Origin of the sequence: Streptomyces sp. NPDC053750, from assembly GCF_044544295.1 — a bacterium.
GTDB lineage: Bacteria > Actinomycetota > Actinomycetes > Streptomycetales > Streptomycetaceae > Streptomyces.
The window spans coordinates 111,553-131,862 of record NZ_JBITXB010000003.1 but is presented as its reverse complement, the minus strand read 5'-3'; the positions used below and the strand labels follow the sequence as shown (position 1 = coordinate 131,862).

Below are 20,310 nucleotides of genomic sequence, written 5' to 3'. Positions count from 1 at the left end.
GCGGGATCAGTGCCGGTCGTCTCCGGCGGGGCCGCGGCCGAGTTCCTTCGTGACGGCGCCCATGTCCAGGGCGTCCTCCGGTCTCTCCAGAGCCGGGAGTTCGTCGAGGGCGCTCCATGGCACCTGCCGCTTGCGCAGGTCCGCGCGAATCCGGTCGGCCAGCTTCCTGGTGTCGCGGCGGTTCATGACCGCGCCCACGGTCGCGCCCACCATGAACGGCATCAGGTTCGGCAGGTTGCGCACCATGCGCTTCATGATCTGCTGGCGCAGCTGGCGCTTCATGTGGCTGTTCATCGCCGCGCCGAGTGTCGACGGCTTGGTGGCGTCGATGCCGCGCTCGTCGGACCAGGAGTTGAGGTAGGCCGTGCTGCGGTGGGCCAGGCTGCCGGGCGGGCGCAGGCCGTAGACCTCGTGGAGTTCGGCGATCAGCTTGAGCTCGATCGCGGCGACGCCGGTGATCTCGGCGGCCAGTTCCGTGGGCATGGCGGGTGGGATGGGCATCATCGCCGCCGCGCCGATTCCCGCTCCGACGGTCGCCGTGCCCCTGGCGGCGCCGGCCACCAGCCGGTCGGCGAGCTCCTCGGGTCCGAGGCCGGGGAACTGCCTGCGGAGCGTCGCCAGGTCCCGTACGGGCACACGCGGCGCCAATTCGATGATCCGGTCGGCGAGGTGCCCCAAGGCGGCTCTGGCGCGGTCACCGCCCTTGCGGACGCCTTCCTGCGCCTTGTGCCGCAACGCCGCTGCCCTGCGCCGGGCAGCGGGCGCCGGCGTCTGCATGGTCGCCGGGAGGTCACCCCGGTCGGCCACCGGTTCGAGCGAGGCCTTCCCCGTGTCGGTCGGGCCTCGCTCGTCGTCACGCGCGCTGTACGGACCGTCGGACGGTCCTTGGTCCGCTCCTCCCCTGGAGAAGCGGCGCTTCCAGGGAGGGGTCGAGCCGGTCACGGCCGACCCCGCCTCAGTCGCAGTCGCGGCAGATCGGCTGGCCGTTCTTCTCCCGGGCCAGCTGGCTGCGGTGGTGCACCAGGAAGCAGCTCATGCAGGTGAACTCGTCCTGCTGCTTGGGCAGCACACGGACGGCCAGTTCCTCGTTCGAGAGGTCGGCGCCGGGAAGCTCGAGGCCTTCCGCGGCCTCGAACTCGTCGACGTCGACGGCCGAGGCGGACTTGTCGTTCCGCCGGGCCTTCAGCTCTTCGAGACTGTCCGAGTCGACGTCGTCGTCGGTCTTGCGTGGAGTGTCGTAATCGGTTGCCATGGTCGCTCTCCCCCTCTGGGTGTCTGCGGTGTCTCCAGCGCACGTAACGCGTGAGAGGCCGGACTTGTGCCCGACCTGAGGCGGAGATTTTGCCTCACATCAAGGTCTGTTACTCAATCGACACCCAACCGGACTCCTCATGAGTGATCGGCTTGGATGGCGATGGGGACCGTACACGGTCCGAATGCCGCACTTCAAAGGCGTCTCCACGTGTACTTCCCGTGATCAGGACCCCTGAAAACCGGGATTTTCCCGGCTTTCCGACAGGGTGCATGATCACGGAGAGTAGATGGCCGGAAAGCCCTCGCTGTGATCGATCACACACGCGACTCCGTGCCCGTCGGCCTGGAAATTCCGCTCAGAGCGAACGGCCTCTGGGCTCGCTGAGATGTCGGGGTCATGATCTCAGACGGGCAGCGTCACACGCATCACGAGCCCTCCGCCCTCGCGCGGCTGCGCGTAGATGTGCCCCCCGTGCGCCCGGGCCACGGACCGCGCGATGGACAGGCCGAGGCCTACCCCCTTGTCGCTGCCCGTCCGCTCGGTCCGCAGCCGCCGGAACGGCTCGAAGAGGTTGTCGATCTCGTACGCCGGCACGACCGGACCGGTGTTGGTGACCACCAGGACCGCCTGGCCGTTCTCGACCGCGGTGGTGACCTCCACCCAGCCCTGCTCTGCCACGTTGTAGCGCACGGCGTTCTGCACCAGGTTCAGGGCGATCCGTTCCAGCAGGACGCCGTTGCCCTGGACCACCGCGGGTTCGCGCGTCCCGCGGAGCTGCACGCCCTTGGCCTCCGCCTCGGCGTGCACCTGGTCGATGGCCTGACCGGCCACCTCCGCGAGGTCCACCGGTTTGCGCTCGACGATCTGGTTGTCGCTGCGGGCCAGCAGCAGCAGGCCCTCGACGAGCTGCTCACTGCGTTCGTTGGTGGCCAGCAGCGTCTTGCCGAGCTGCTGGAGCTCCACCGGGGCGTGCGGATCGGACAGGTGCACTTCCAGGAGCGTGCGGTTGATCGCCAGCGGTGTGCGCAGCTCGTGGGAGGCGTTGCCGACGAAGCGCTGCTGGGCGGTGAAGGCCCGCTGGAGCCGCTCCAGCATGTCGTCGAAGGTGTCCGCCAGCTCCTTCAGCTCGTCGTCCGGTCCGTCCAGCTCGATCCGGCGGGAGAGGTCGGAACCCGCCACCGCGCGCGCGGTGCGGGTGATCCGGCCCAGCGGCGACAGGACGCGCCCGGCCATGGCGTAGCCGAAGGCGAACGCGATCACGGCGAGGCCGAGCAGGGCCAGCAGCGAACGGCTGAGCAGATTGTCCAGGGCGACCTTGCGCTGGTGGTCGATGCAGTCGCTGATCGCGGCGTTGAAGTCGGACAGGGACAGGTTGCCGTTGTCGACCACCGGACAGTCACTGCTGGTGACCCTGAGGTCGTTGAAGTCGACGATCTTGTAGAGCGGCTCGTTGCCGGTGCGCACGGCCTGGGCGGCCAGCAGATAGATGATCGACAGCAGCAGGATTCCGGCGATCAGGAACATGCCGCCGTACAGCAGCGTGAGCCTTATCCGGATGGTGGGGCGCAGCCACGGCAGGGGCGTGGCCGAGCGGGGGTCCCACGTGGGCTTCGGAGGCGCCCCGGGGGGCGCGGGTGTGGTCGCCACGGTCGATCAGATCCGGTAGCCGGAGCCGGGGACGGTGACGATGACGGGCGGCTCGCCCAGCTTGCGGCGCAGGGTCATGACGGTCACACGCACCACGTTGGTGAACGGGTCCGTGTTCTCGTCCCAGGCCTTCTCCAGCAGCTGCTCCGCGGAGACGACCGCGCCCTCGCTGCGCATGAGCACCTCCAGCACCGCGAACTCCTTGGGCGCGAGCTGCACCTCCTTGCCGTCGCGGAAGACCTCGCGGCGGTTCGGGTCGAGCTTGATGCCGGCCCGCTCCAGGACGGGCGGCAGGGGCACGCTGGTGCGCCGGCCCAGGGCGCGCACGCGCGCGATGAGCTCGCTGAACGCGAAGGGCTTGGGCAGATAGTCGTCGGCGCCGATCTCCAGACCCTCGACGCGGTCGCTGACGTCGCCGGAGGCCGTGAGCATCAGCACGCGCGTGGGCATGCCGAGTTCGACGATCTTGCGGCACACGTCGTCGCCGTGCACGAGGGGGAGGTCGCGGTCGAGGACGACCACGTCGTAGTCGTTGACGCCGATGCGCTCCAGGGCGGCCGCACCGTCGTACACGACGTCGACGGCCATGGCCTCCCGGCGCAGTCCGGTGGCCACCGCATCGGCGAGCAGCTGCTCGTCCTCGACGACGAGTACGCGCACGTCGCTTGTCCTTCCTGTGTCCACCCGCGCAGCGCTTCTGGGGCGCACGAGGGCAGGGGGCTGGTGGGTGTGTTGCCTTCCATCCTGCCCTTTTCGGCCATAAGTCGGCTGTAAGGCGGGCGAGGGCCCCTCGGGGCGGCCCTGGAGGAGGCGGGTCGGCGGGAAAACGCGGCAGAACCGGGAATGCGAGATTTTCTCCCGCGGTTAGGTTTCCCCGGAAGGACGCGGGGGGAGGACCGCTTTACACCCCGCGATCACGCTCTGCCTGTGCCGCACCACCACGCGGTACGCCGCGGTCCGCTTCCGCAGAGCGGGCGTGGGTGTCCGGCACCGTCGCCGCCCAGCAGGGCAGCGCTGGGCACTCCACCGGAGACGTGATCGCCCCTTCCGAACGGCACACCCCCGTGCCATCGACCCACGACCCAGGACGAGGGGGCGCAGCATGGACGCTTTCACCGCAGGACTTCTGCAGCGCATAAAGACGACCGAGTCCGACCTGTCCCGGGCCCGCGACGAGGGGGACGAGTTCCTCGTCGAGGTGGAGCTGGGCGAGCTCGACGACCTGCGCCGCCTTGCCGCCGAGCACGGTGTGGAGGTCAGCGCGACCGGCATCTGATCGGCCCGTGAGCGACGGGGCCCCGGCGGGATCCAGCGCCGGGGCCCCGTCGTGCGTGACGCCTACGGCGGGGAGCAGTCGGAGCGTGAGAGGTGCGCGGCCGGGGCGTGAGCACCGGGCCGGGCGGCAGCACCGCCGGCCGCTGCCGGCTCCCCGGGGCGCGCCGGCGGGCCGGACCCGGAACGGTGGCCGGCCCGGAGCCCCCGGGCCGGCCACCGCCGGGGCAACGTCGGTGGCGGGTCCTGCCCGGGTTGACGCCCGCCACCCGGCGACGGGTCGGCAGGGACGCCGGCCGCCACCCCGCCGCCGGGCGCACCGCCCGGTCGACCGACGGTGGCGGGGCGTGCGGACCCGGCGAGCCGTGACACAGGCGCGGGTCGCGGGGCGCCCACGCCCTTGCCGGTCGGGCGCCGCACGATCCGCCGGAGGCCTACGCGCCGAAGTCCACCAGCAGCCGCTGGAGGGGCTGGAACACCTCCGGGGTGGCAGCGATCGTCAGTTCGCCCGACGGGCGTTCTCCGGGGCGTCCACCGGTCACCGCGCCCGCTTCCCGGGCGATCAGGTCGCCGGCCGCGAGGTCCCAGGGGTGCAGACCGCGCTCGTAGTAGCCGTCCAGGCGTCCCGCGGCCACGTCGCACAGGTCGATCGCGGCCGAGCCGCCGCGCCGGATGTCGCGGACCAGCGGGATCAGCCGCCGCGCGATCTCGGCCTGCTCGGCGCGGACGTCGGCGACGTAGTTGAAGCCGGTGGAGACCAGCGCCTGGTCGAGCGGCGCGGCGGCCCGGCAGGCGAGCCTGCGCTCACCGTCCCAGGCCCCGGTCGCCCAGGCCCCGCCGCCGCGCACCGCCTGGTACGTCTCGCCCCGCATCGGGGCCACGACCACCCCGGCGACCCGCTCGCCGTCCTGCTCGGCGGCGATGGAGACGGCCCAGGTGGGCAGCCCGTACAGGTAGTTGACCGTGCCGTCGAGCGGGTCGATGACCCAGCGGACGCCGCTCGTGCCCTCGGTGGAGGCGCCCTCCTCGCCGAGGAAGCCGTCGTCCGGGCGGCGGTCCGCGATCAGGCCGGTGATCAGCTTCTCCGCCGCGATGTCCATCTCGGTGACCACGTCGATCGGGCTGGACTTGGTGGCGGCGACCGCGAGGTCGGCGGGGCGCCCGTCGCGCAGCAGCTCGCCGGCGCGGTGGGCGGCCTCCTGGGCGATCTTCAGCAGGTCGGCGTGGAGCGGGTCGGTCGTCACGTCGGTCACGGGGCTCCTCACGCGTAGGGGCTGTCGGCGCCCGCGGCGGCGGGGCGGGGAGCACGGGCGGGGCAGCAGCCGACCGGGCAGAGGTTGTGGCTCGCGCCTAGCGCGCCGAGGGCGCAGGGTGCGACCTCCTGACCGCGCTCGTCCGCGGCCCGCTCCAGGACGAGGTCGCGCACCGCGGCGGCGAACCGCGGGTCGGCGCCGACGGTGGCCGAGCGGCGCACCGGCAGCCCCAGCTCCTTCGCCTTGGCCGTGGCCTCCGTGTCGAGGTCGTACAGGACCTCCATGTGGTCGGAGACGAAGCCGATGGGGGCCATCACCACGGCGGGGACCCCGGCCGCGTGCCGCTCCTCCAGGTGGTCGCAGATGTCGGGCTCCAGCCACGGGATGTGCGGGGCGCCCGACCGCGACTGGTACACGAGCTGCCAGGGGTGGTCGACGCCGGTGCGCTCGCGGACCGCGTCGGCGATCACCTGCGCCACGTCCAGGTGCTGGCGGACGTACGCCCCGCCGTCGCCGTGCTCCTCGACCGGGCCGGAGGTGTCCGCGGCGGAGGTGGGGATCGAGTGGGTCGAGAACGCGATGTGCGCGGCGTCCCGGACCTCCTCCGGGAGCTCGGCGAGGGACCGGACGACGCCGTCGACCATGGGCTCGACGAAGCCGGGGTGGTTGAAGTAGTGCCGGAGCTTGTCGATCTTCGGCAGCTCCAGCCCCTCCGCCTCCAGGGCGGCGAGCGCGTCCGCGAGGTTCTCGCGGTACTGGCGGCAGCCCGAGTACGAGGCGTAGGCGCTGGTGGCGAGGACGAGGATGCGGCGGCGGCCGTCGCGGACCATCTCGCGCAGGGTGTCCGTCAGGTACGGCGCCCAGTTGCGGTTGCCCCAGTAGACCGGCAGGTCCAGTCCGTGCTCGGCGAAGTCCTTGCGGAGGGCGTCCAGCAGGGCGCGGTTCTGGTCGTTGATGGGGCTGACCCCGCCGAAGAGGAAGTAGTGCTGGCCGACTTCCTTGAGGCGTTCCTTGGGGATGCCGCGCCCCCGCGTCACGTTCTCCAGGAACGGGACCACGTCGTCCGGGCCCTCCGGGCCGCCGAACGAGAGCAGGAGCAGGGCGTCGTAGGGGCTGGCATCGAGCACGTCTGGCATGTCTCGATCCTGCCACCCGGCACTGACAGCGGGGAAACGGTGGGGTGCCGACCGTGGTTTCAGGGGTCTCCGAGGGGTGTTTCCGGGAGCACCTGGCGAGTAAGCTGTATCGATTGTGTTCGCGCCTTACAGAGCGCCGTACCAAGCACTTTGAGCCGTTCCGGAGACGCCGTTGCCCAGCCCCTACCGCGCCCTGTTCGCCGCCCCCGGCACCAAGGCCTTCTCGACCGCGGGCTTCCTCGGCCGTATGCCGCTGTCCATGATGGGCATCGGCGTGGTGACGATGATCTCGCAGCTCACCGGGCGATACGGACTGGCCGGTGCCCTCTCGGCCACCATCGCGCTCGCCGCCGCCGTGGCCGGACCACAGGTCTCCCGCCTGGTCGACCGGTACGGCCAGCGACGCGTGCTGCGGCCGGCGACCCTGGTGTCGCTCACCGCGGCGGCCGTACTGCTGCCCGCGGCGCACTACGGGTGGCCGGACTGGGTGCTGTTCGTGGCCTGCGTCGGCATCGGCTGCGTGCCGAGCCTCGGCGCCATGGTCCGGGCCCGCTGGGCGGCCCTGTACCGGGGCACCCCGCAACTGCACACCGCGTACTCCTTCGAGTCCGTGGTGGACGAGATCTGCTTCATCTTCGGACCGATCATCTCCATCGGCCTGTCCACGGCGTGGTTCCCGGAGGCCGGGCCGCTGCTCGCCGCCTGCTTCCTGGCGACGGGCGTCTTCTGGCTGACCGCGCAGCGCGCCACGGAGCCGGAGCCGCACCCGCGCGAGCACAAGGGCGGCGGCACCGCGCTGCGCTCCCGGGGGCTTCAGGTCCTGGTCGGCACGTTCGTCGCCACGGGGACGATCTTCGGCGCCATCGACGTCGTCACCGTGGCCTTCGCCGAGGAGGAGGGGCACAAGGCCCTCGCCAGCGTCGTACTCGCCCTGTACGCGGCGGGTTCGTGCACCGCGGCCATGATTTTCGGGCTGCTGCGCTTCGCGGGCCCGCCGGAACGTCGCTGGCTCCTGGGCGTCTGTGCGATGGCCGTGAGTATGATCCCCCTCCTACTGGTCGGAAACCTGCTGTTTCTGGCCGTGGCGCTGTTCGTTGCGGGTCTGTCCATCGCTCCCACGATGATCACGACGATGTCCCTCATCGAAGAGCACGTGCCACGCACGCAGCTCACCGAGGGCATGACCTGGGTGAGCACCGGACTCGCGGTCGGGGTCGCGCTCGGCTCCTCCGCGGGCGGCTGGGTGATCGACGCCGCCGGAGCGCGTGCCGGGTACGGGGTTCCGGCGGTGGCCGGGGCCGTCGCGGTCGCGGTCGGTTTCCTCGGGTACCGCCGGCTCAAGCGGCCGGAACCGCGTCGGGGAGGGACCGTTGAGCAGCACACGCACGACGATCGGGAAGACGAGCGGCAGGAACGGCACATGGCGTAACTGGGGCGGCAACGTCTCCGCGCGCCCCGCGCGGGAGGTCGCTCCCGCCTCGGTCGAGGAACTGGCCGAGGCCGTCCGCAGGGCTGCCGAGGACGGGCTGCCGGTCAAGGCCGTCGGCACCGGGCACTCCTTCACGTCCATAGCCGCGACGGACGGCGTGCTGATACGCCCACAGCTGCTGACGGGCATCCGCAACATCGACCGCGACGCCATGACGGTCACGGTCGAGGCGGGCACGCCGCTCAAGCGGCTCAACCTGGCCCTCGCGCGGGAGGGCCTGTCGCTGACGAACATGGGCGACATCATGGAGCAGACCGTCTCCGGAGCCACCGCCACCGGCACCCACGGCACGGGCCGCGAGTCCGCCTCGATCGCGGCCCAGATCCGGGGCCTGGAACTGGTCACGGCGGACGGCTCGGTGCTGACCTGCTCCGAGAAGGAGAACCCCGAGGTCTTCGCCGCCGCCCGGATCGGCCTCGGCGCCCTGGGCGTCGTCACCGCGATCACCTTCGCCGTGGAGCCGGTCTTCCTGCTCACCGCCCGCGAGGAACCGATGCCGTTCGAGCGGGTCCTGACCGACTTCGACGAACTGTGGGCCGAGAACGAGCACTTCGAGTTCTACTGGTTTCCGCACACCGGCAGCACCAACACCAAGCGCAACAACCGCAGCGCCGGCCCCGAGCAGCCGGTGGGCCGGCTCCAGGGCTGGTTCGAGGACGAGTTCCTGTCCAACGGCGTCTTCCAGGCGGTCAACTGGGTCGGCCGCGCGGTACCCGCCACCATCCCGGCGATCGCCCGGGTCTCCAGCAAGGCGCTGTCCGCGCGGACGTACACGGACACCGCCTACAAGGTCTTCACCTCTCCGCGCCGGGTGCGGTTCGTGGAGATGGAGTACGCCGTTCCGCGCGAGGCCGTCGTCGAGACGCTGCGCGAGCTGAAGGCGATGATCGACCGCTCGCGGCTGCGGATCAGCTTCCCGGTCGAGGTGCGCACGGCCCCGGCCGACGACATCGCGCTGTCCACGGCCTCGGGCCGCGACAGCGCGTACATCGCCGTCCACATGTTCCGGGGCACGCCCTACCATGCGTACTTCACCGCCGCCGAGCGCATCTTCACGGCCCACGAGGGACGGCCGCACTGGGGGAAGGTGCACACCCGGGACGCCGAGTACCTCTCCCGGGTGTATCCGCGCTTCGGTGAGTTCACGGCGCTGCGGGACCGCCTTGACCCGGATCGGCTGTTCCGGAACGACTACTTGCGCCGGGTTCTGGGGCGGTAGCCGAGGCTCCGGCGTCGGGGTTCGCGGTCTCGCCCGGCGCCCCGTCCCCGGTGGCGTCCGGGGTGGGCGTCGGGTCGGCGGCCGTACCGCCGTCCTGCGCGGAGCCGTCGCCCGAGGGCGTGCTGTCGGCGGTCCCGCCCGGGGTACCGGAGGGGGTCGCGGCCGGGGCGTCGTCGCCGGAGCCGGAACCCGCCGGGCCCTCGGAGTCCCCGGCGCCCCCCGTGTCCCCGCTGTCCTGGGAATCCTGGGAGGCACCGCCGCCCTCGGAATCGCTCGGCTCGTCCGACTTCTCCGAACCGGACGCGGAGTCGTGGCCCGTGAGGGCGCTGCCGACGGTGGTGCTCCGGCCGCCGCTCAGGCTGTGGCCGGAAGCGAGTTCGTACGCGGTGATCCCGGCCATGGTGACGCCGAAGACGAGGGCCGCCGCGACCACCGGCCGCTTCCAGCCCCGCGCCCGCGCGCGGTAGACGGTGCCCTGTGTGAACTCGCCCGGAACGGGAGCCGTCCGCCCGCCCGGGTGTGCGCCGCCGACTGAGGCCTCTGCGGTGCGCCTGACCCGCAGTTGCTCGCCGGTGCGCTTGAAGAAGTGCTGGAGGACCGAGCCTCCACAAGTGGCGACGACACTGATCAGTCCCGCCCCGAGGATCGTGCCGTAGACACCGAAGGAGGAGGCGAGTTTGGCGGCCACCACGGCCGCCAGGGCGCTTCCCGCGACCTGGGGCACGCTCAGGTCGATTCGCTTGGACTCCCCCTCCGTACGCATGTCCGCATCGCCTACGCCATCGGGCTTTTCACGCATCCCCGGACCTTCCCTGCCTTTCCCGCACGTGATCCATCAACTGCACGAGAAAGGGACGTGCGAACGAAACCATTAGTTCCGTTTCTGGTGATTGCGTGAAGTACGCCACGCCCGGGATCGCGGAGATCGGGCCAGGGGCGACCAAGCGGCACCTCTTGCCAGAAGTTGGGCGGCGTGCCAATCCACGCACGTGGCCCGAATGGAGTACTGTTGCGAGCCCTGGGTCCGGTCCCCCGACAGGGGTCAGGATCTTGAAGGACCGCCGGGAGGGGGCTAGTTGCACAGGGTGACCGAGTTGGTCACTTAGCGTTGCGAATAGGTAACCGTGCCATAACGGCGATCCAGGGCCCGTGCCCGACACGCCGGGCAACTCGGCAAGGTTGTGGCAGGCTGCACCCGGGCAGGCCACACTCGACAGAGCGGAAGCAGCGACGCACGTGACGTCGGCAGGCACCACCCGGGAGGTCCCCATGCCCGAACTGCGTGTCGTGGCCGTCTCGAATGACGGCACACGGCTGGTGCTGAAGGCTGCGGACAGCACGGAGTACACGCTTCCGATCGACGAGCGGCTCCGGGCCGCCGTGCGCGGCGACCGTCCCCGCCTCGGCCAGATCGAGATCGAGGTGGAGAGCCATCTCCGCCCCCGCGACATCCAGGCGCGTATACGAGCCGGCGCGACCGCGGAAGAGGTCGCCACGATGGCCGGCATCCCCGTCGACCGCGTGCGCCGCTTCGAGGGTCCGGTGCTCGCCGAGCGCGCCTTCATGGCCGAGCGCGCCCGCAAGACCCCCGTCCGCCGTCCCGGCGAGAACTCCGGCCCGCCCCTCGGCGAGGCCGTCCAGGAGCGGCTCCTGCTGCGCGGCGCCGACAAGGACACCGTCCAGTGGGACTCATGGCGCCGCGACGACGGCACCTGGGAAGTACTGCTGGTCTACCTGGTCGCGGGCGAGCCGCACTCGGCGAGCTGGACGTACGACCCGCCCCGGCGGCTCGTCCAGGCCGTCGACGACGAGGCACGCGCGCTGATCGGCGAGTCCGACGACCTCGCCGCGCCCGAGCCCAGCTTCCCGTTCGTCCCGCGGATCGCGCGGCTGCCGCGCGACCGTCCGCTGGACCGCTCCCTCGACCGGGAACAGCGGGATCGGCCGAGCCTGCCGCCCCCGCCGCCGTCCGAGCCGGCCGAGGAGACCGCGGCCACCGCCTCGGCCGAACGCGAACGGGACTCGCTCACCAGCCTCCTGGAGGCGGTGCCGAGCTTCCGGGGCGACCTGGTGGTACCCGAGCGCGCTCCCGAACCGGTGGAGGAGCCTGCCGAGGAGCCCGAGGTCGAGGAGCCCCCGGCTCCTGCGGCGTCGGCCGGTTCGGCCTATGCCGACGTGCTCATGCCGCGCTCCGTGGCCAGCCACCGCGACCGTCTCACCGGCTCCACCGACCGTCAGGCCGAGGCCGACGGGGTCCGGCCGGGCCGCCGCGCGGCGGTGCCGAGCTGGGACGAGATCGTGTTCGGTACGCGGCGCAAGAAGCAGGAGTAGACCGGCCTTTCGCGCATGTGGAGCAGGGCCGCACCCGCCTGGGTGCGGCCCTGCTCCACATGTGTCGGCCTGCGGTCGGCCCGGGATCGGTCCGGCGCCGCCCTACTGCGGGTCGGGCCCCACCGCGACCGGCCGCCCGGGATCCGACGACCACTCCGACCACGAGCCCACGTACAGCGACGCCGGGATGCCCGCCACCGCCAGGGCCAGCACCTCGTGGGCGCCCGACACGCCCGAACCGCAGTACACGCCGACCTCGCCGCCCTCCGTGGCGCCGAGGGTCTTGAAGCGCGCCCGGAGCTCCTCGGCGGGCAGAAAGCGGCCGTCCGCCGCCACGTTGTCGGTCGTCGGCGCCGACACGGCACCCGGAATGTGGCCGCCCACCGGGTCGATCGGCTCGACCTCGCCCCGGTACCGCTCCCCCGCGCGGGCGTCGAACAGCACCCCGGACCGCGCCAGCGCGGCCGCCCCGTCCGCGTCCAGCAGCCCCGCCGCACCCGGCGCCGGCGCGAAGTCGCCCTCCGCGGGCGCGGGGACGTCCGTGGACAGCGGTGCCTCCCAGGAGGGCAACCCGCCGTCGAGGACCCGCACGTTCGGGTGACCCGTCCAGCGCAGGAGCCACCAGGCGCGGGCCGCCGCCCACCCCTGTCCTCCGTCGTAGACGACGACCGGCCGCCCGGTCGACACGCCCGCCCGACGCATCGCCGCGCCGAACTCCGCGACGTCGGGCAGCGGATGCCGGCCGCCGGTGCCGGGGGCGGAGGCGAGCTCCCGGTCCAGGTCGACGAAGACGGCGCCGGGGAGATGCCCGGCCGCGTACTCGGCGCGGCCGTCGAACGGCGGGGCGCCGGCCGCCTTGGCCGTACTCAACTGCCAGCGGACGTCGAGCAGGACCGGCGGGTTCGCGCCCGCCAGTTCGTCGGCGAGATCGGATGCGGAGATGATGGCGTTCATGGCCCCATCCTGACGCACCGAGTGGCCGCCGCGTCGATGTCGGGCTACTCTGCCCGCCGGACAGTACCGATCACGAGGCGTACGGGTTCGGGCACATGCTGTACCAGCCGAGCAGGCGGGCGGCCTCACGAGCGAGCCCGAGGTGCGCGGCACCGGGACCGGTGCCGGCATCGACGCGGGGGCTCCGTCGGAGCGGAAGCGGACGCACGGCCCGCGCAGGGCCGAGAAGAGAGTGACGATGACCGACGCACGGGGGCCGGCCGGCCGGAACGGCGAGACGAACGCCCGGCGCCCGCACGGCACGCCCTGCTGGGTGAGTCTGATGGTGCACGGGCCGGCCGCGACCCATGACTTCTACGGAGCCCTGTTCGGCTGGGAGTTCCAGCCCGGCCCGCAGCAACTGGGGCCCTACGCGCGGGCCCTGCTCGACGGCCGCGAGGTGGCGGGCATCGGCCAACTGCCCCCGGACCGGCACCTGCCCATCGCCTGGACGCCCTACTTCGCCTCCGACGACGTCAACAGGACGGCCGAAACGGTACGCCTGTGCGGGGGCACCGTCGGCGTGGGCCCGCTGGACGCCGGCCGGGCCGGCCGCCTGGCCATCGGCTCCGACCCCTCGGGCGCCGTCTTCGGTGTCTGGCAGGCCGCTGCGCACCTCGGCACGGCCGTATCGGGCGTACCCGGCACACCGGCGTGGAACGAGCTGACGACCTTCGAGACGGCGAGCGTCGCCAAGTTCTACGAGACGGTGTTCGGCTTCGAGCTGGTCCGGGAGGACTCCGCCGGCCTCGACTACGTGACCCTGCGCCTCGACGGCCGCCCCGTCGCGGGCATCCACGGCCTCGGCGACGCCCTGCCGCGCGACCGGGGGCCGCACTGGACGACGTACTTCGAGGTGGCCGACGCGGAGGAGGCGCTGGAGCGTCTCGTCGAGCTGGGCGGGCACGTCCTGGAGCCCGTGCAGGACACGCCCCACGGCCGGGTGGCGAGGGTGGCGGATCCGGAGGGGGCGCGGTTGGCGCTGCTGGAGGGCCGGTGAGGCCGGGCCGCGGGAGGTCCCCGGGCCGCTCAGGCGGGTGCCACCGGCAGCACGTCCGGTGACAGCGCTGCCGCGCGGGCCGTCGCCGCGGTCGTACGGCGCCGGTGGTGCCGTCGGCACAGCACCTCGTAGCCGATCTCGTCGGGGGACTGGGCGACGTCGCCGACGACCACCTGGGCGCCCTCGACGACCATGACGCCGCCCACGGTGCGGGCGTTGTGCGTGGCGCGGGCGCCGCACCAGCACAGGGCCTCGACCTGGAGCACCTCGACCCGGTCGGCGAGTTCGACCAGGCGCTGGGAACCGGGGAACAGCTTGGAGCGGAAGTCGGTGGTGATGCCGAACGCGTACACGTCGACCTCGAGGTCGTCGACCACGCGCGCGAGCTGGTCTATCTGCTCCGGCGCCAGGAACTGCGCCTCGTCCGCGATCACGTAGTCCACGCGTCCGCCCTGCGAGAGGTGGTCGACGACATAGGCGTAGAGGTCCTGTCCGTCCGCGACCTCCACCGCGTCGGTGACCAGGCCGAGGCGTGAGGAGAGCTTGCCCTCCCCCGCGCGGTCGTCGCGGGTGAAGATCATGCCGGCCAGGCCGCGGGCCGAGCGGTTGTGCTCGATCTGGAGAGCCAGCGTCGACTTCCCGCAGTCCATCGTTCCGGAGAAGAACACCAGCTCGGGCATGGGGAGTCGAACACCTTTCGGCAGCATGGTCACTCAGTGGGGGAATGGGGCGGGGTGGGGGCAGGGGGCTTCAGGAGCGTACTTCGAGCAGGGGGACGAGCTGCTCGGCCGGGGTCATCGACCCGTGGTTGCCGACCATCGACGACTCCTTCGGCTCCCGCTCGGAGGCGATGAGCAGGACGTCGTCGCGCGCGGCGGCCACCACGTCGCCGATGCGGTCGTACACCCGGTCGTCGACGCGGGGGCCGAACCAGCCCGCCGCGATCGCCTCGTCGCGCGAGGCCACCCAGAACTGCTCGCCGAGCACCTCGCGCCAGCAGGTCAGTACGTCGTTGTGCGCGCCGGGGACGGCGTACACGTGCCGGGCGCGGCCCTCGCCGCCGAGGAGGGCGACGCCCGCCTTCAGCTCCCAGTCCTCGTCGAAGTCGATGCGGTGGTCCTCGTCGAAGGGCACGTCGATCATGCCGTGGTCTGCGGTGACGTACAGGGCGCTGCGCGGCGGCAGCTGCTCGGCGAGGCGCTGGACGAGCCGGTCGACGTGGGCGAGCTGGCCGCGCCAGGTGTCGGAGTCGACGCCGAAGCGGTGGCCGGCTCCGTCGACCTCCGCGTAGTACGTGTAGACGAGGGCGCGGTCGGCGTCGGCCAGCTGCTCGGCGGCCAGGTCCATGCGGTCCTCGCCGGATAGCCGCCCGTGGAACGAGCCGCCGCTGAGCGCGACCTTGGTCAGCGGGGTGTTCGCGAAGGTCGGGGAGGAGACCTGCGCGGCGTGCACGCCCGCCTCGTGGGCGAGGTGGAAGACGGTGGGATACGGCTGCCAGGCACCCGGCGCGGTCCACGGCTGCCAGCGCAGCTGGTTCATCAGCTCGCCGGTGGCCGGGTTGCGCACGGTGTAGCCGGGCAAACCGTGGGCGCCCGGCGGCAGGCCGGTGCCGACGGAGGCCAGGGAGGTCGCGGTGGTCGCCGGGTAGCCGGCGGTGATCGGGCGCCCGGTGCCGCCGCGTGAGCTGCTCAGCAGCGAGCTCATGAACGGGGCGTCCTCCGGGTGGGCCCGCAGCTGCTCCCAGCCGAGGCCGTCGATCAGGAACACGCAGTTCCGGTCGGCCGGGGTCAGTTCGGTGATTCCGGCGGTCATGCCGGGGACGCCGAGGCCGGCGGCCAGCGTGGGCAGCAGGTCGGCGAGCGAGCCGCTGCCGTACTCGGGTACGGGGGCGGAGTCGACGGGGAGCGGTTCCGGGTGGGTGTCCCAGGCGGCGGGCTGCACCATCAGCGGGCGGAGTCCGCGGTCGCCTCGGAGAGGGCCTGGGCGAAGGTGAGCGCCTGGCGCACCGTCTCCGGGCCGTCCCCGGCCTCGCTGACGCGCAGGCTGAGGTCGTCGGCCGTCGAGCTCCCCGTGTAGCCGTGGTCGGCCTCGCAGTTGGGGTCGCCGCAGGCGGCCGGTTCGAGGTCGAGGCGGGAGACGGCGCCCCAGCCGATGGTCAGGACGATCTCACGGGGCAGCGTGCCCGGCTTGTACTTCTCCGGGTTGGCGACCACGCGGCTGACGACGATGGACGAGATCCGGCCGAGCTTGACCGACTCCGTGGACGTCGTGGCGTACGGCGTCGGGGAGGTGTCGTCGGCGGCCTGCTCGTCGGTGTGGCTGACGATGAAGCGGTTGCCGGTGAGCACCAGCACGGTCACGTGCCGGCGCACCTCGTTCTGGTCGAACGTCGTCTCCTGGTGGACCAGGTACGACCGGATGGGCTCGCCGCCCACGGCGGCCTCCACCGCCTCGGCCACGAGGGCCGGGTAGTAGCCGCTGCGCTCGATCGCCGCTCGCAGCCCCTGGGTCGTCGTACTGGTCTTGGCCATGCCGTCCATCCTACGGGGGCCCACTGACTGCGCGGCACGCTCGTGCGATCCCCGTGCCGGTCCGGGAGCGGTCAGTACGCCGGCAGGGTCCGCGGGCCGAGGTCGTCCCTGGCGGGAGGGGGCGCGAGGCGGACGGAGGCGCTGAGGACGCTCAGGCCGCGCGGGGCGACGACGACCGGTTCCAGGGTGACCGCGACCACTTCGGGGTGGTCGTCGACCAGCCGGGAGACCCGCAGCAGCAGCTCCTCCAGGGCGGGGGCGTCGACCGGGGCCGAGCCGCGCCAGCCGAAGAGGAGGGGGGCCGTGCGGATCGAGCGGACGAGCGAGCCGGCCTCCCGGTCGGTGACCGGAATCAGCCGGTGCGCCATGTCGCCGAGCAGCTGGGTGGCGGCTCCGGCCAGCCCGAAGGAGAGCACCGCGCCGGCCGCCGGGTCGATGACGGCCCGTACGACCGTGTCGACGCCGCGCGGGGCCATGCCCTGCACCACCGGGCGCAGTTCCTCGGGCTTGCCGAACAGCTCGGTCAACTCGGCGTACGCCCGGCGCAATTGCTCCTCGTCCGCGAGGTCGAGGCGTACGCCGCCCAGGTCGGCGCGGTGGCGCAGGTGGGGGGCGGTGGCCTTGAGGGCGACGGGGTAGCCGAGGGTCCGCGCGGCGGCGACGGCGTCGTCGGGGGTGGGAGCGGGCAGCGCACGGTGGACGTGGACGCCGTAGCGGCCGAGCAGCTCGCAGGTCTCCTGGGCACCGAGCGTGAGGCCCTGGCCGCGCGCGAGGTGCCCGCCGATGAGTTCCGCGGCGCCCCTCTCGTCGATGTCCTCGTACTCCGGCACCTTCCCGGGGTCGGCGGCGTCGCGTCGCCACTGGGCGTAGGAGACCGCATGGGCGAGGGCACGGACGGCGCGTTCGGCGGCGGGATAGGCGGGGATGAGGTGGGCGCCTTCGGGGGCCCGGACGGTGGGTGGCCGCTGGGCCGGGGCGGCGGGCCAGGACTCCTCGGGGACGTCCGCAGCGGCCTGCGGTGCCGTGCTCGCCGCCGCGGACAGGGCTTCCGCCAGGCCGCCCAGCTCCACGTGGACCACCAGGACCGGCTTGGCGGGCACCGCGGCCGCCGCCGAGCGCAGGGCCTCCGCCAGCGCCGAGTCTCCCGCCGATCCCTCCCCCACCGTCGGGATGGCGGTCACCACGACCGCGTCGCACGTGTCGTCCGCCAGGGCCCGGGACAGGGTCGCGTGGAAGTCGTCCGCCGAGGCGGCCGTGGTCAGGTCCAGGGGCGGGTGGGGACGCAGCCCCTCGGAGAGGCACGCGTCGTACGTCAGCAGTCCCAGTGACTCGGAGTTCCCCAGGATGGCCACCCTCGGGCCGGGGGGCAGCGGCTGGCGCGCGAGCAGCAGTCCCGCGTCGACCAGGTCCGTGATCGTGTCGACGCGGATCACGCCGGCCTGCCTCAGCAGCGCGGAGACCGTCGCGTGCGGCAGCCGCGTCGCCCGGACGGCGTGGCCCTGCGGTGCCACGCCGCCGTGCCGGGCGCCCTGCACCACGACCAGTGGCTTGGCGGCGGCGGTCCGCCGGGCCAGGCGCGTGAACTTGCGCGGGTTGCCGATGGACTCCAGGTACATCAGGACGACGTCGGTGTCCGGGTCGTCGTACCAGTACTGCAGGACGTCGTTGCCGGAGACGTCGGCCCGGTTGCCGGACGAGACGAAGGTCGACACGCCTGTGACGCCGGTGACTCCGCCGCCGCGCCGGTGCAGCCGGGACAGCAGGGCGATGCCGATCGCGCCGGACTGGGCGAACAGGCCGATCCGGCCGGGGCGGGGCGTCTCGGGGGCGAGGGACGCGTTGAGCCGCACCTGCGGGGAGGTGTTGATGATCCCGAAGGCGTTGGGTCCGATGATCCGCATGCCGTAGGTACGCGCCTGGCGGACGAGGGCACGCTGGCGTTCCCGTCCCTCGGGGCCGCTGTCGGCGTACCCGGCGGAGATCACCACCAGGCCCTGCACGCCGTGCTCGCCGCACTCGGTGACGACCTCGGGGACGCGCTCCGCGGGCACGGTGACGACGGCGAGGTCGACGGGCCCGTCGATGTCGCGCACCGAGCGGCGGGCGGGCACGCCGTCGAGTTCCTCCTGGTACCCGGGGAAGGCCTTGTTCACGGCGTACAGCCGGCCGGTGTAGCCCGCGTCCCGGATGTTGCCGAGGATGCTGCGGCCGACGCCGCCCGGCGTGCGTCCGGTGCCGACGACCGCCACCGAGCCGGGCTGCAGCAGCCGCTGCACGGAGCGCGCCTCCGCGCGGTGCTCGCGCGCGTATTGGACGGCGAGTGAGCGGTCGGTGGGCTCGAGGTCGAACTCCAGGCGGACCACGCCGTCCTCGAAGCTGCGCTTCTGGGTGTACCCGGCGTCCATGAACACCTTGATCATCTTGGTGTTGGCGGGCAGCACCTCAGCGGCGAAGCGGCGGATGCCGCGCTCCCGCGCGACGGCCGCGATGTGCTCCAGGAGCGCCGAGGCGACGCCGCGCCCCTGATGGGCGTCCTGGACGAGGAAGGCGACCTCGGCCTCGTCGGCCGGTGCAGACGCGGGTGTTCCGCCGGCGCCGATCCGGTCGTAGCGTACGGTGGCGATGAACTCGCCGCCGATGGTGGCCGCGAGTCCCACCCGGTCCACGAAGTCGTGGTGCGTGAAGCGGTGGACGTCCTTGGCGGACAGGCGAGGGTACGGCGCGAAGAAGCGGTAGTACTTCGACTCGTCGGAGACCTGCTCGTAGAAGCTGACCAGGCGCTCGGCGTCATCAACGGTGATGGGGCGGACGCGCGCGGTGCCGCCGTCGCGCAGCACCACGTCGGCCTCCCAGTGGGCGGGGTACTCGTGCCGGTCCGACGAGGTCTGCATGGGCCCCAGAGTACGGCTCGCGTACGACAACGGCGCGAGGCAGTCTGTGGAGGACGGAGGGTCGGACCGAGGCCGCGGTCCGAAGACCACCACCCCCGGCGGAGTGTGTCCGTCGGGGCATGCTTCACGATGTGGGAAACTGGTCTAGACAACCCTGAACACCTGAAGGGCAGCATCACATGGCTGAGCGCCGCGTCAACGTCGGCTGGGCCGAGGGTCTCCATGCCCGCCCCGCCTCCATCTTCGTCCGAGCCGCCACGGCCACAGGCGTCCCGGTGACGATCGCCAAGGCCGACGGATCCCCCGTCAACGCGGCCTCCATGCTGGCCGTCCTCGGCCTCGGCGCCCAGGGTGGCGAGGAGATCGTCCTCGCCTCCGACGCCGAGGGCGCGGACGCCGCCCTGGAGCGGCTGGCGAAGCTGGTCGCCGAGGGTCTCGAGGAGCTTCCCGAGACCGTCTGACCCACGGCAGCACCGAAAGGCCCGCCCCGAATCATCGGGCGGGCCTTTTCGCTTTCCCTTTTCCGGGCAGCAGAAAATAGCCCCCCAATTACCTCGTCTTTGTATACGGTGCCCGTGTTAATGGCGCAGGCTCGGCATGTTTACAGCACGTTGCGAGTTCCTCACACGCTCCGCCCGCTGTTCGCCGCCGGAGGAGAAGCGCAACCGGTGCGCCGGCATCGACCGCTCGGTGTGCAGAGCCATGAGCGCCCGCGCGCGCTCGGCGTCGCCCCGGGCCACCGCGTCGACGATCGCGCCGTGCTCCGCCCAGCACTCCACCGGCCCGGTCTGCGCGTCCACGGCGTACATCCAGGCGATCTTGTGGCGCAGCTGGGTCAGCAGCGCCGTCAGGGAGGGGCTGCCGGCGGCCTGGGCGAGGGTTTCGTGGAACCAGCCGCCCAGTGAGCGCAGATCCTCGCTACTGCCCTGCCTGGCGCGCTCCTGCCCCAGCCGGACCAGCCCGCGCAGCACCTTGAGGTGGGCCTCGGTGCGGCGCCGGGCGGCCCGGGAGGCGCCGAGGGGCTCCAGGAGGGTGCGCGTCTCGAGCAGGTCGGCGGCCTCCTGTTCGGTCGGCTCCGCGACACACGCGCCCGCGTGCCGCCGGGTCACCACGAAGCCCTCGGCCTCCAGCGTGCGCAGGGCCTCGCGGACGGGGACGCGGGAGACGCCGTAGCGGCGGGCGAGGAGTTCCTCGGTGAGCCGGCTGCCGCGCCCGTGGACGCCTGCGACGATGTCGTCCCGGATCGCCGTGCACACCGAGTGCGCCGGAATACGCATGACCGACCTCCGCCTT

19 protein-coding genes are annotated in these 20,310 nt (G+C 72.6%); 6 read left to right on the top strand and 13 right to left on the bottom strand.

What is annotated here, in order from left to right:
* Window positions 1-6: 6 nt before the first annotated feature.
* The 4 genes from ACIGO6_RS10125 to ACIGO6_RS10110 all read right to left on the bottom strand — a co-directional run bounded on the left by ACIGO6_RS10125 (window position 7) and on the right by ACIGO6_RS10110 (window position 3,562).
* Window positions 7-942, bottom strand: coding sequence for a hypothetical protein (locus ACIGO6_RS10125; protein WP_399873921.1), 936 nt, complete (start codon window positions 940-942; stop codon window positions 7-9).
* A gap of 13 nt (window positions 943-955) precedes the next feature.
* Entirely contained in the window at window positions 956-1,252 is a 297-nt protein-coding gene (locus ACIGO6_RS10120; RefSeq protein ID WP_003993510.1) for a DUF4193 domain-containing protein, read from the bottom strand.
* 405 nt (window positions 1,253-1,657) lie between these two features.
* Window positions 1,658-2,902, bottom strand: coding sequence for a sensor histidine kinase (locus ACIGO6_RS10115; RefSeq protein ID WP_399873918.1), 1,245 nt, complete (start codon window positions 2,900-2,902; stop codon window positions 1,658-1,660).
* 6 nt (window positions 2,903-2,908) lie between these two features.
* Complete coding sequence (locus ACIGO6_RS10110; RefSeq protein ID WP_003993508.1) at window positions 2,909-3,562, bottom strand: response regulator transcription factor; 654 nt, start codon at window positions 3,560-3,562, stop codon at window positions 2,909-2,911.
* Window positions 3,563-4,004: 442 nt separating this feature from the next.
* On the opposite strand from ACIGO6_RS10110, the gene ACIGO6_RS10105 reads away from it, so the two are divergent.
* Complete coding sequence (locus ACIGO6_RS10105) at window positions 4,005-4,178, top strand: hypothetical protein (protein WP_399873915.1); 174 nt, start codon at window positions 4,005-4,007, stop codon at window positions 4,176-4,178.
* A gap of 430 nt (window positions 4,179-4,608) precedes the next feature.
* On the opposite strand, the gene ACIGO6_RS10100 is transcribed toward ACIGO6_RS10105, so the two are convergent.
* Window positions 4,609-5,427: an inositol monophosphatase family protein gene (locus ACIGO6_RS10100; protein WP_399873913.1), complete on the bottom strand. Its 819-nt coding sequence runs from the start codon at window positions 5,425-5,427 to the stop codon at window positions 4,609-4,611.
* An 8-nt stretch (window positions 5,428-5,435) separates the two neighbouring features.
* Window positions 5,436-6,563 (bottom strand): ferrochelatase, encoded by a 1,128-nt coding sequence (locus ACIGO6_RS10095; RefSeq protein WP_399873910.1) that lies wholly within the window; start codon window positions 6,561-6,563, stop codon window positions 5,436-5,438.
* A gap of 172 nt (window positions 6,564-6,735) precedes the next feature.
* Between ACIGO6_RS10095 and ACIGO6_RS10090 the strand changes: the two genes are divergently transcribed.
* Both ACIGO6_RS10090 and ACIGO6_RS10085 read left to right on the top strand, forming a co-directional pair.
* The gene (locus ACIGO6_RS10090; protein WP_399873908.1) at window positions 6,736-7,992 is read left to right on the top strand and encodes an MFS transporter; all 1,257 of its coding nucleotides are present in this window, start codon (window positions 6,736-6,738) and stop codon (window positions 7,990-7,992) included.
* On the top strand, window positions 7,934-9,271 hold the full coding sequence (locus ACIGO6_RS10085; protein WP_399873906.1) for a D-arabinono-1,4-lactone oxidase: 1,338 nt from the start codon (window positions 7,934-7,936) through the stop codon (window positions 9,269-9,271). The genes ACIGO6_RS10090 and ACIGO6_RS10085 overlap by 59 nt, the downstream gene beginning before the upstream one ends.
* Here the strand turns inward: ACIGO6_RS10085 and ACIGO6_RS10080 are convergent.
* Window positions 9,195-10,070 (bottom strand): hypothetical protein, encoded by an 876-nt coding sequence (locus ACIGO6_RS10080; protein ID WP_399873904.1) that lies wholly within the window; start codon window positions 10,068-10,070, stop codon window positions 9,195-9,197. The two genes, ACIGO6_RS10085 and ACIGO6_RS10080, sit on opposite strands and share 77 nt — an antisense overlap.
* 470 nt (window positions 10,071-10,540) lie before the next feature.
* On the opposite strand from ACIGO6_RS10080, the gene sepH reads away from it, so the two are divergent.
* On the top strand, window positions 10,541-11,602 hold the full coding sequence (gene sepH, locus ACIGO6_RS10075; protein WP_399873901.1) for a septation protein SepH: 1,062 nt from the start codon (window positions 10,541-10,543) through the stop codon (window positions 11,600-11,602).
* A gap of 102 nt (window positions 11,603-11,704) precedes the next feature.
* Here sepH and ACIGO6_RS10070 read toward each other — a convergent pair whose 3' ends face one another.
* Entirely contained in the window at window positions 11,705-12,556 is an 852-nt protein-coding gene (locus ACIGO6_RS10070; RefSeq protein WP_399873898.1) for a sulfurtransferase, read from the bottom strand.
* Window positions 12,557-12,794: 238 nt separating this feature from the next.
* Between ACIGO6_RS10070 and ACIGO6_RS10065 the strand changes: the two genes are divergently transcribed.
* Window positions 12,795-13,595 (top strand): VOC family protein, encoded by an 801-nt coding sequence (locus ACIGO6_RS10065; RefSeq protein ID WP_399873896.1) that lies wholly within the window; start codon window positions 12,795-12,797, stop codon window positions 13,593-13,595.
* Between the two features lie 29 nt (window positions 13,596-13,624).
* On the opposite strand, the gene ACIGO6_RS10060 is transcribed toward ACIGO6_RS10065, so the two are convergent.
* The 4 genes from ACIGO6_RS10060 to ACIGO6_RS10045 all read right to left on the bottom strand — a co-directional run bounded on the left by ACIGO6_RS10060 (window position 13,625) and on the right by ACIGO6_RS10045 (window position 19,017).
* Window positions 13,625-14,275, bottom strand: coding sequence for a thymidine kinase (locus ACIGO6_RS10060; protein ID WP_399873893.1), 651 nt, complete (start codon window positions 14,273-14,275; stop codon window positions 13,625-13,627).
* A gap of 70 nt (window positions 14,276-14,345) precedes the next feature.
* Entirely contained in the window at window positions 14,346-15,539 is a 1,194-nt protein-coding gene (locus ACIGO6_RS10055) for an alkaline phosphatase family protein (protein WP_399873890.1), read from the bottom strand.
* Window positions 15,539-16,135 carry a DUF5998 family protein gene (locus ACIGO6_RS10050; RefSeq protein WP_399873888.1) on the bottom strand — a complete coding sequence of 199 codons (597 nt, stop codon included), beginning with the start codon at window positions 16,133-16,135 and terminating at the stop codon, window positions 15,539-15,541. The genes ACIGO6_RS10055 and ACIGO6_RS10050 overlap by 1 nt, the downstream gene beginning before the upstream one ends.
* A gap of 62 nt (window positions 16,136-16,197) precedes the next feature.
* Window positions 16,198-19,017 carry a GNAT family N-acetyltransferase gene (locus ACIGO6_RS10045; RefSeq protein WP_399873886.1) on the bottom strand — a complete coding sequence of 940 codons (2,820 nt, stop codon included), beginning with the start codon at window positions 19,015-19,017 and terminating at the stop codon, window positions 16,198-16,200.
* Between the two features lie 179 nt (window positions 19,018-19,196).
* On the opposite strand from ACIGO6_RS10045, the gene ACIGO6_RS10040 reads away from it, so the two are divergent.
* The gene (locus ACIGO6_RS10040; protein WP_356612781.1) at window positions 19,197-19,478 is read left to right on the top strand and encodes an HPr family phosphocarrier protein; all 282 of its coding nucleotides are present in this window, start codon (window positions 19,197-19,199) and stop codon (window positions 19,476-19,478) included.
* Between the two features lie 117 nt (window positions 19,479-19,595).
* Here ACIGO6_RS10040 and ACIGO6_RS10035 read toward each other — a convergent pair whose 3' ends face one another.
* Window positions 19,596-20,294, bottom strand: coding sequence for a GntR family transcriptional regulator (locus tag ACIGO6_RS10035; protein ID WP_399873884.1), 699 nt, complete (start codon window positions 20,292-20,294; stop codon window positions 19,596-19,598).
* Window positions 20,295-20,310: the final 16 nt, after the last annotated feature.

Coding starts and splice junctions, on each gene's coding strand:
- ACIGO6_RS10120 (WP_003993510.1), bottom strand. CDS start 1,252: ATGGCAACCGATTACGACACTCCACGCAAGACCGACGACGACGTCGAC.
- ACIGO6_RS10105 (WP_399873915.1), top strand. CDS start 4,005: ATGGACGCTTTCACCGCAGGACTTCTGCAGCGCATAAAGACGACCGAG.
- ACIGO6_RS10095 (WP_399873910.1), bottom strand. CDS start 6,563: ATGCCAGACGTGCTCGATGCCAGCCCCTACGACGCCCTGCTCCTGCTC.
- ACIGO6_RS10080 (WP_399873904.1), bottom strand. CDS start 10,070: ATGCGTGAAAAGCCCGATGGCGTAGGCGATGCGGACATGCGTACGGAG.
- sepH (WP_399873901.1), top strand. CDS start 10,541: ATGCCCGAACTGCGTGTCGTGGCCGTCTCGAATGACGGCACACGGCTG.
- ACIGO6_RS10070 (WP_399873898.1), bottom strand. CDS start 12,556: ATGAACGCCATCATCTCCGCATCCGATCTCGCCGACGAACTGGCGGGC.
- ACIGO6_RS10065 (WP_399873896.1), top strand. CDS start 12,795: ATGACCGACGCACGGGGGCCGGCCGGCCGGAACGGCGAGACGAACGCC.
- ACIGO6_RS10060 (WP_399873893.1), bottom strand. CDS start 14,275: ATGCCCGAGCTGGTGTTCTTCTCCGGAACGATGGACTGCGGGAAGTCG.
- ACIGO6_RS10055 (WP_399873890.1), bottom strand. CDS start 15,539: ATGGTGCAGCCCGCCGCCTGGGACACCCACCCGGAACCGCTCCCCGTC.
- ACIGO6_RS10050 (WP_399873888.1), bottom strand. CDS start 16,135: ATGGACGGCATGGCCAAGACCAGTACGACGACCCAGGGGCTGCGAGCG.
- ACIGO6_RS10045 (WP_399873886.1), bottom strand. CDS start 19,017: ATGCAGACCTCGTCGGACCGGCACGAGTACCCCGCCCACTGGGAGGCC.
- ACIGO6_RS10040 (WP_356612781.1), top strand. CDS start 19,197: ATGGCTGAGCGCCGCGTCAACGTCGGCTGGGCCGAGGGTCTCCATGCC.
- ACIGO6_RS10035 (WP_399873884.1), bottom strand. CDS start 20,294: ATGCGTATTCCGGCGCACTCGGTGTGCACGGCGATCCGGGACGACATC.